Below are 9,201 nucleotides of genomic sequence, written 5' to 3' on the forward strand. Positions count from 1 at the left end.
CTTGTCCTTACCCACATCTTTGAAAAGCGCCGGCCAACAGGTCGGCGCTTTTTTGTGGGTTCTTGCGGGGCCGGCTTAGTAGCTTGCGAGATGAGTATTTCGACGCATTTCTGCGACCCGCAGCTGTGGGCGCAGACGCATTTTGGGGGCACGGTGTTGGGCGATGCCCGCCGCAGCCGACGGGTGGTGCAGTTGGCCGCCGGTTGGGCCCGGCAGCCGGGGGCCACCATTCCGCAGTTGGGGACCGGCCAGGCGGGGGCCAGTAAAGCGGCGTATCGCTTGCTGGGCGGTGCAAGGGCCACGCCCGAGGCGCTGCAGGGGGCGCATCAGGCCGTGGTTCGCCAAGCGCTACAGGAGCCGGGCACCTACCTGCTGGTCGAAGACACGAGCGAACTGAGCTGGCCCGAAGCCGACGAGCGCCGGCCCGGCCTGGGGCCGGTCGGGCCGGGCAAGGCCACGAGCCAGGGCGTACTGCTGCACTCGTTGGTGGCCGCCGGCTGGCCGGTGCAGGACCCCGACCCGGCCGCCAAACGGCCCGCCCTGCCGCTGCTGGGCCTGTTGGACCAGCAGTTTCACGTCCGTCAACCGGTGCCGGAGGCCGAAAAAGACCATCTCCACGGCGGCTCGCGCCTGCGCCAGGGCCGGGTCCGCGAATCGGCGCTCTGGTCCCGGAGCTTGCGCAACGTGGGCAGCCCGCCACCGGACGCGCGCTGGGTGGTGGTGGCCGACCGCGGGGCCGACATCTACGAGCACCTGCAGCAGTGCCGGGCCCAGGGCCTGGGCTTCGTGGTGCGCGCCGCCCAGGACCGGGCCCTGGTGGCCGGCGCCGACAAAGCGCCCGCCGGGCGGCTCTTCGCCGTGGCGCGGGCCCAGCCCTCGGCGGGCCAGTTGACCCTGGCCTTGCGTGGCCGGCCGGGCCAGCCGGCCCGCGAAGTGCTGCTCCAGGTCAGTTTCAGCCCCCCGCTGGCCCTGCGTGCGCCCCAGCGACCGGGCGCGGCGACGGGCAAAGGGGACCCGGTTCCCTGCGCCCTGGTACGGGTCTGGGAAGCCGCCCAAGTCGGGGACACAGGCCCGGCCACGCCCGCCCTGGAATGGCTGCTGCTCTGCGACCAACCCATCACGGATTTTGCCCAGGCCCACGCCTGCGCCCGGCAGTACGTGAGCCGCTGGCTCATCGAGGACTTTCACAAAGCCCTGAAAACGGGCCTGGGGGCCGAAAAGCTCCAGCTCCAAACCGCTGACCGTCTTTTTGCCGCCGTCGCCCTGCTCAGCGTGGTCGCATTGGCGCTAGTGGATATGCGCGAAAAAAGTCGCCTCCAACCCGACTTGCCGGCGACGGCAGCGGGGCTGGAAGCGACTTTTTTACAGGTCCTCACGCTGCGCAGTTCACGACCCGTGCAGACTGTGCGCGACGTGTATTATGCCTTGGCTGGCCTGGGCGGCCACCTGGGCCGCAAAGGCGACGGACCACCTGGCTGGCAAACCCTCTGGCGCGGCCTGATGAGCCTGCGCTTACTCGTCGAAGGCGTCCGGCTCGCCACTCAACTCAACCAGCCCTAAGATGTGGGTAAGGACAAGACCAGCTATGGTCGGGGCCTTTTCACGTTGCATTCAAATCACCTACAATTCTTTGACATTATCGCCGAGTCGCCGGTCAATAATCATATTATAGGGGTCGACGGCCACCGAAGCGGGTTTTTCGTTTACCACGAAGCTCAGCTTGTTGTCGCCAGGGCGCAGGCGGCGCTTTAGTATAAGCAGCGGGGCTACGGGCTTTTTGTCCTTGCCCAGCTCCGGAAAGATGGCCACGGGCAGTGCGTCGCGCGATTGGTCAGCGGGGCTCTGGTTGCCCAGGCTGTCGGCATAGAACTTAGCCGACTTCACCGTGAAGTCGACCTGGTAGCGGCCATCGGGCAGCTTCTTGCTGGTGGCGTCGGTCACGCGGTTGTCAAACAGCGTGATGCGCTCAAACTGGTCGGTAATGTAGGGCTGGAGCGAGTCGGGCGCGGCGCGGCGCAGGTAGCCGATGAACTCGGGCGAGTTGGTGTAGGGTGGCGGCTGATAGGCCACGGCGGCCACGTATTTTTTCAGTGCGCCGTTCAGCTTGTCCTCGCCCATGTAGTCCTGCAGCGCATACATCACCACCGAACCTTTGCGGTAGTGGATATACTGCTGGTTTTCGACCAGCGCAAGCGGCACTTCCTTCTTCTGCTCGAAGCCGCGGCCCTGCAAGTAGCGGCTCATGTCGAACTTGAGGAACCGCTGCATGGTAGTAGGGCCGTTGTGGTGGCGCAGCACCATCAGGGCCGTGTATTCGGCCAGGGCTTCCGACATGAGCGTGCTGCCCTGCACGGCGCCGCCTACTACCTGATGGCCCCACCACTGGTGCGCCACCTCGTGGGCCGTCACGTAATAAGGCATGTTCAGGTCTTCCGGGTCGTTGTCGTCCACGTCGGCCACGAAGCCAATGGCCTCGGAGAACGGAATGGTGTTGGCAAAGCTCTGGGCAAAGGCCGCGTACTGCGGGAACTCCAGAATGCGCAGCTGCCGGTGCTGGTAGGGCGAAAAGTTTCGGGAGCAGTACGCCAGCGCGTCTTTGGCGCCCTCGGCCATGCGCTTGAGGTTGTACTCGTGGCCCGGCTGGTAGTAGATGGTGATGGGGATGGAGCGGCGGCCGGCGGTGTCCACCCATTCGGCCTTGTACTGCTGGTAGCGGGCCGAGAGGAAGGTATAGAAGTTTTTCATGGGCCGGTCCATCACGTAGGTGAAGTAGCGGCGGCCGTCCTGGGTCCATTCCTTTTGGAGGTAGCCGGGGGCCACGGCTGTCTGGTCGGCCTCGGTGCTCACGGTGGTCCGGAAGCGTATCCAGTCGGCATCGGTGCCAATGTAGGTGTTCTGGCGGGCCTTGAGGTCATCAACTTTGGCCATTCGGGGCTTGGGTTTCAGGCCGTAGTTTTTGCGGTCCTGGTCGTCGCTCAGTTCGGCTTCGTCGCGGTAGCCCAGGCCGGGCAGGTAGCCGTTGTTGATGAAGGTGCCGTTCTGCACGATGTCCGTGTTGGAGCCCGCGTTGGGAAAGCCGCGCTCCTGGTAAAACAGGTCCATGGTCAGGGCCAGCGAGTCGCCGGGGGCCAGGGGCCGGGCCAGGCGGTAGATGCGGAAGCCAAAAGTGGTGTCGTTCAGGGCCAGCGTGGCCTGGCCGGGCGCGCCCAACTCGAGGCTGCGCACGCGGGGGTTCCGCTCAATGGGTAAACTCACAATCACCGAATCCAGAGGCTGCGGGTGCTTGTTCACCAGCATAAACTCGCCCTGGAAACGCACGGCGCGGGTGCTGGGGAAGATGTCGGTGTTCAGGCTCACGGCCGTAACGCGGGGCTGCGGTACGTCTTTGTAGCGGCGGTATTGCTGCTCGTAGGCCAGCTGCTGCTTTTCGCCGGCCTTGGGGCTGAGGTACTTGTTCAGCACGTTGGTGTTGTAGAAAATGTAGGTCCCGGCACCCAGGCTCACCAGCAGGCCCAGCGCCAGCGTGGCGCTGCTGCCAGCACCCCAACGGCGGCGAGCTTCGCGCAGGCGGCCGGTGGTGTCGGTGCCGCGCACCCAAAGCAGCGTGGCAGCCAGCGCCAGCAGCAGGGCCACGCCTACCCACAGCAGCTTGGTCCACCAGAAAGCGGGCAGGAAATGGCCGTAGCCGTTCATGGCCGAATACGGGCCGGGCGAGATGCCACCCCCGAAATCAAACAGCCGGTGGCCCAGGCCAATTTGCGGCCGAAACTGGTCGGCCAGGTAATACACCACGATGACGGCGAAGCCCAGGTACTTATTATTCACCACCACCTGCGTCACCATCGCCAGCACGCAGAGCAGCAGCAGGTACGGCAGCTGGTAGAGAAACAGCGCCTGGAAATACAGGCCCAACTCGTAATTGAAGTAACCCTTGAAGGTCTGAATAACCAGCCCGCACACCAGCACCACGGCCATGAGCACCACCTGCACCAGCCACAGCGCCGCGAGCTTGCTCAGAAACGGCACCCAGTTGGGAATCGGCACGGCGTCGGCAATCTGGGCCACGCCGGCCTGGCGTTCGCGCCACACCAACTCACCGCTGTAGAAGATGATAATGGCAAACAGAAACAGGAAAAAGGGCCCGCTGGCAATGGTCAGGTACTGGTTGGTAACCGGGAACGTGGGCGTGTCGAACGTTTTGCCGGCCTGGGCAGCGGTGGCCAGCAGCACAATAACGCCGGCGCCCGCAATAGCCGCGAAGTAGCGGCTGCGCACGATGCCCCGAAACTCCAGCTTCGTCAGGCTCCACCACTGGCTCAGGCTCAGACCGCTGGAAAATACCTGCGTCACGCGGGGCAGCAGCCGTAGCCCGCCGGCTACTCCCTGGCTATCGGTATCGGCCCCGGCCAGCGCACTCGCGGCGTCGGCCGAAGCCCGCCGCATCTTCTTCGATACTTTTTCCGAAGCCAGCGCCGAAAACCGGAACCGGGCGTAGCAAAACGCCAGCAGCGCCAGCCCAAAGCTCAGCCACACCGCGCGGTTGAGCAGCAGGTAGCTGGAAATGGGTACCAGCAGCGTGTTCTTTTCCGGCGCCGTGAGGTAGCGGGTGGTGAAGTTGAAGGCCGCGATGCCGAAGGCATCCAGGGCTGCCACCAAATGCTCGTTTTTGAGGTCGCGGATGTAGGCGTTGGCCACCAGGTAGCCCACCAGCAGCAGCACGGCCCCAATGTAGGTACTCAGAATATTGCGCGTGAGCGTGGCCGTGGTGAAGAAAATAGCGCCCGTAAACAGCAGGTTGGGCAGCACCAGAATGAGGTAGGGCCAGATATAAGTACCCAGCGGCGTACTAGCCAGAAACCGGTCGGGCTCTACCCAAGGCATGATGCCCGCCAGCCCGGCACCCAGGCCCAACCCGGCGAACACGAGCACCGCAATCAGATAAGACCCCAGAAAACGCCCGCCCAGGTAGCCAAATTTGCTGATTGGCGTGGTGTAGAACAGCGGGTGGGTGCGGTACTCAAAGTCGCGGTACACGGGGTTGCCCATGAGCGAGGAGGCAATGATGACGCCAAACACGCTTAGTATCAGCACCGTGATGGACACCGAAAACGGGGAGTTGATTTTCACCGCCTGCCCGTCGCCGCCGATGCTCACATCGGTGCCCGACCCAAAGCCGCCGCCCGCCGCCGTCACCAGCAGAAAAGCGAGAATGAACAGGATGGCGAAATAAATCCAGGTAGCCGGCCGCTTCAGCCGGTATTTCAGTTCGAAAAGAAGTATGGGAAGAAACATTGCGTTGAATTAAAAATTGTGAATTATGAATTAAAAATGAGGTGAACGCGGGCTGCACCGCAGAACTCATTAGGCCACAAGAGCACCATTTTTAATTCTCATTTCATAATTTTTAATTTCCGAAAAGTACACGTCCTCCAGGTCCGGATTCACAGCTTCAAAGCCGCTGTCCGGCGCCGAATCGGCCAGGATGTGCACCACGGTTTTGCCCGCAAACAGGCGCGAGCTAATGACCTGCTCTGCGGCTTGCAGGGCCGGCAATTCGGCCTTTTCAATCAGCTTGCGCCAGATTCTGCCTTTCAGGTTATTCATCACCGAAAGCGGGTCACCGGTGAGCAGCACTTCGCCTTTGTTGATGATGGCCATGTGCCGGCACAGGTCCGATACATCGCTCACAATGTGCGTACTGAGAATAACCACCAGGTTTTCGCCAATCTCCGAAAGTAGGTTGTGAAAGCGGTTGCGCTCCTGCGGGTCGAGGCCGGCGGTGGGCTCATCCACGATGATGAGCTTGGGGTTGCCTAGCAACGCCTGGGCAATGCCGAAGCGCTGCTTCATACCGCCGGAATAGCCGCCCACATGCTTTTTGCGCACGTCGTAGAGGTTGGTTTGGTGCAGCAGAGCGGCCACCATTTCCTTGCGCTCCTTACTGTTTGCGATGCCTTTGAGAGTAGCGAAATGGTCGAGCAGCTCCTCGGCGCTCACGCTGGGGTAGACGCCAAATTCCTGGGGCAGGTAGCCCAGCACCCGGCGCACCTGCTCCTTATCGCGCAGCACGTCAATGTCGTCGAGCATGATGGAGCCCGTGTCGGCATCCTGCAGCGTGGCAATGGTGCGCATCAGGCTGGATTTGCCGGCGCCGTTGGGCCCGAGCAGGCCAAACATCCCATTGGGAATTTCCAGGCTCACGTTTTTGAGCGCCTGCGTCCCGTTGGGGTAGGTCTTGGAGAGGTTGGTGATGGTGAGGGCCATGGTTTTTGCAGAAAAAAGGTGAGGGTTGAAGTTGAAAGCTATATCGTTCGCGGTCCGTCGGACATTACAATAATAAGGACTACCGGGCCGGAGATGCCCGGCCTGCCGCAATGGTTGCCTGGGCTAAAATTGACCAGCGTGGAAAACCAAATGACCAACGCGGCCCCGGCGCGGGCCAACTTCGCCCTTTGTTGCTGGTTGAGGGCCGGCTTGTCCGGCTGGCCGCTTTAATTCATAAAATAAGCTGCGGCCCTCTCAAAAGACAAATCCGAAAGAGCCGCAGGCGCGGTAAACCCCACAAAAGAAGAACCGGCTACTCCTTGTTGAACGTGTAGGTTTCGCCTCCTTGCTTTAGCAGAAAGCTCGGTTTAGCGGCGTCAAATTCGATGCGAATGTCGCTACCGGCCTGGTCGAATTTGAATACGCCTGCGCTCAGCGCATCCAGCGTGGCGGGGGGTTGGCCGGTGGCCTGGCTTTGCAAAGTCGCGCCGCTTTGGGTCATGCTGATTTTTAGTCCCGGAATCTGGGGGCTGGCGTAGGTGCCCACGTAGCGGACCAGGTCGGCGGGGGTGGGCACGTAGCCACTGGCCAGGAAGGCTGGCACTTTGTAGGGTTCGCCAAAACAGATGCTCAGCGCCCCCGAAAAGACATCGTGCGGCGAATAATTCTGGCCGTTGCTGCAAAACGTTACGGCCAGCTTCTCCGCCGGAAAATAAGTGGCCAGCGTCACAAAGCTGTCGAGGCCGCCCGTGTGGCCGTAGCCGGCCCGCGCCCCAAATGGCCGGGCGAACAGCCCCCGCCCGTAGCCGTCGCGGATGGTTTCCATGCTTTTCAGGCTGGCCGCCGAAACCAGCCGGCCTGCAAAAAGGGCCGTCAGAAAGCGGTTGAGGTCGGTGGGGGTGCTCCCGATGAAACCCGCCCCGCCCGGAATGCTCATGTCGGTTTCGGTGGTGCGCTGCCAGCCGCCGGGGCTGATGACGTAGGAAAACGCCTCCTGCTTTTGCGGGTCAATTTTGCCGCCCTGGTACGTATCGACCAGGCCGATTTTGGCCAGCACCCGCTTTTGCAGGGCCTGCGCGTAAGTCCGCTTCGTGAGCTGCTCCACGATGTATCCAAGCAGTACGTAGCCCGAATTGGTGTAGTCTGCTTGGGTGCCCGGCGCAAATTCGGGCTTGCCCCGGCTGATACGTTCGAGCATCTGGGCCGGCGTTTGGGCCGCCATGTGGCCCGACACCCAGGCCGTATCATTCGTAAAATTGTAGAGCCCGCTACGATGACTCAGCAGTTGGTCGATGGTGATGGCTTGGGCATTGGGAAACCGTGGAAAAAAAGTAGCCAACGGGGTAGTAAGCAGCAGTTTTTTCTCCTCAATAAGCTGAAAAATCATCACGGCGGTAAACATCTTTGTCGCAGAGCCGACGCGGTAGCGGGTAGCCGCAGTGGCCAGTGTGCCGGCCGCCACATCCTGGTAGCCGAAGGCCCGACTATACACCACGCGGTCGGCGCGGCTGATGGCCAGACTGCCCATCATTTTGTTGTGGGTGGCGAGCGACGCAAGCAGGCTATCGAGCTTGGTGGTGTTGAGCTGCTGGGCCTGGCCGGAGAATATAGAGAGGCCCAGCAGCACCAGCAGGCCGGTGGCGCGGCAAATCCGGCGGGCCCAGGGGCGAGGGGCAGCAGTGGAAGGATTGGTAATGGCTGGCAACATGAGGGGGGTTATCAGGTGTAAAAAAATGGGTAGTAAGGGCCGAAAGGGCGTTTGGAAGCAGGCTGCTGAACATTATTTTCAGGTAGCTTACCTAGCTCAAATGTCCGGCTGGGATGGGCGAGGCCCCATTTTTTTATGACCAAATGCGCCCCGCTCGTGACCAAAGCAGCCACCGCGCGGACCAACGCCGTTGGTCCTAATAATTTGAGCGAACCTGGGGCAAGCCAGTAGCTTTGTGGCATGAGCATTTCGCACTTTTGGGGGCTCCGGGCCGTGCGCCACGGCCTGGTTTGGACCCTGGCGCTGGGCGTGCTGGGCGTGCTGGCCTGGCAGGATGCCGGCTCGACCCACACCCAGGAGCGGGTAGCTTATTCCCTGCTTAGTATGGCGGTATTCGCGCTGGCTATCTACGGTCATTTCTGGCTGCTAACCCACCTGTTCGACCGCCGCCGGTATGCTTGGTACGTGGTGGGCACGGCGGCTACCGCGCTGGCCGGCGGCGGGCTGCTGTCGGTGGGCAATGAGCTGCTGCAAGGGGTGCTGCACGACAACGGGGACCACGAGACGACCGTGTGGCTGGGGGCGGCCAACATTATATTAGGGATGCTGCTGGCCATGGCAGCCCGCTATGCCCGGCGCGGCATCATCAGCCACTTCCAGATGCAACAGCTCCGCGCCTTGCAACTTGAAACCGAGCTGAGTTTGCTCAAAGCCCAGGTAAACCAGCACTTCCTCTTCAATACCCTCAACAACCTGTACGGCCTGAGCATGACCGCGCCCGACCAGATGCCCGAGGCGCTCCTGCAGCTGGCCGGCCTGATGCGCTATCAGCTCGACAGCTCGCGCCAAAGCACCGTAACCGTGGGCACCGAGGCCGAATACCTGGCCAATTACATCGGGCTGGAAAAGCTGCGCCTGCGGACTAATACCACGGTCGAATTCACCGCCGACCTGCCCCACCCCGACCGGCCGCTGGCCCCGCTGCTGCTGCTGCCGCTGGTCGAGAATTGCTTCAAGCACGCCATCGGCCCCAGCGGCGCCAACACCATCCACATCCACCTCAGCCAGACCGATACCGGCCTCACGCTGCGCACTGCCAACAGCATTCCACCGCATTTCCGGCCCACGCCCTCGGGGCTGGGGCTGCCTACTTTGCGGGCCCGGCTGGCGCAGTACTACCCCGGCGCCCGCCACCGGCTCGCGGTGCAGGCCACCGACACTAATTACAC

At 62.3% G+C, this 9,201-nt stretch carries 5 protein-coding genes; 2 read left to right on the forward strand and 3 right to left on the reverse strand.

The features are described 5' to 3' along the window. Nucleotides 1-90: 90 nt before the first annotated feature. On the forward strand, nucleotides 91-1,560 hold the full coding sequence (locus tag GM79_RS08260) for an IS4 family transposase (RefSeq protein WP_035561809.1): 1,470 nt from the start codon (nucleotides 91-93) through the stop codon (nucleotides 1,558-1,560). Nucleotides 1,561-1,620: 60 nt separating this feature from the next. Here GM79_RS08260 and GM79_RS08265 read toward each other — a convergent pair whose 3' ends face one another. The 3 genes from GM79_RS08265 to GM79_RS08275 all read right to left on the reverse strand — a co-directional run bounded on the left by GM79_RS08265 (nucleotide 1,621) and on the right by GM79_RS08275 (nucleotide 7,972). Beyond that, nucleotides 1,621-5,292 (reverse strand): ABC transporter permease/M1 family aminopeptidase, encoded by a 3,672-nt coding sequence (locus GM79_RS08265; protein WP_035562113.1) that lies wholly within the window; start codon nucleotides 5,290-5,292, stop codon nucleotides 1,621-1,623. A gap of 69 nt (nucleotides 5,293-5,361) precedes the next feature. Beyond that, nucleotides 5,362-6,264, reverse strand: coding sequence for an ABC transporter ATP-binding protein (locus tag GM79_RS08270; protein ID WP_051718666.1), 903 nt, complete (start codon nucleotides 6,262-6,264; stop codon nucleotides 5,362-5,364). 313 nt (nucleotides 6,265-6,577) lie between these two features. Then, nucleotides 6,578-7,972 (reverse strand): serine hydrolase domain-containing protein, encoded by a 1,395-nt coding sequence (locus GM79_RS08275; protein ID WP_051718667.1) that lies wholly within the window; start codon nucleotides 7,970-7,972, stop codon nucleotides 6,578-6,580. A gap of 240 nt (nucleotides 7,973-8,212) precedes the next feature. Here GM79_RS08275 and GM79_RS22860 point away from each other — a divergent pair. Further along, nucleotides 8,213-9,201 (forward strand): sensor histidine kinase (locus tag GM79_RS22860; RefSeq protein ID WP_051718668.1); only part of this gene is annotated, 989 nt, incomplete at its 3' end.

Source organism: Hymenobacter sp. IS2118, assembly GCF_000715495.1.
Lineage (GTDB): Bacteria > Bacteroidota > Bacteroidia > Cytophagales > Hymenobacteraceae > Hymenobacter.

Bases quoted from the DNA above. Each gene is read 5' to 3' on its own strand.
- GM79_RS08260 (WP_035561809.1), top strand. From the start codon at position 91: ATGAGTATTTCGACGCATTTCTGCGACCCGCAGCTGTGGGCGCAGACG.
- GM79_RS08270 (WP_051718666.1), bottom strand. From the start codon at position 6,264: ATGGCCCTCACCATCACCAACCTCTCCAAGACCTACCCCAACGGGACG.
- GM79_RS08265 (WP_035562113.1), bottom strand. From the start codon at position 5,292: ATGTTTCTTCCCATACTTCTTTTCGAACTGAAATACCGGCTGAAGCGG.
- GM79_RS08275 (WP_051718667.1), bottom strand. From the start codon at position 7,972: ATGTTGCCAGCCATTACCAATCCTTCCACTGCTGCCCCTCGCCCCTGG.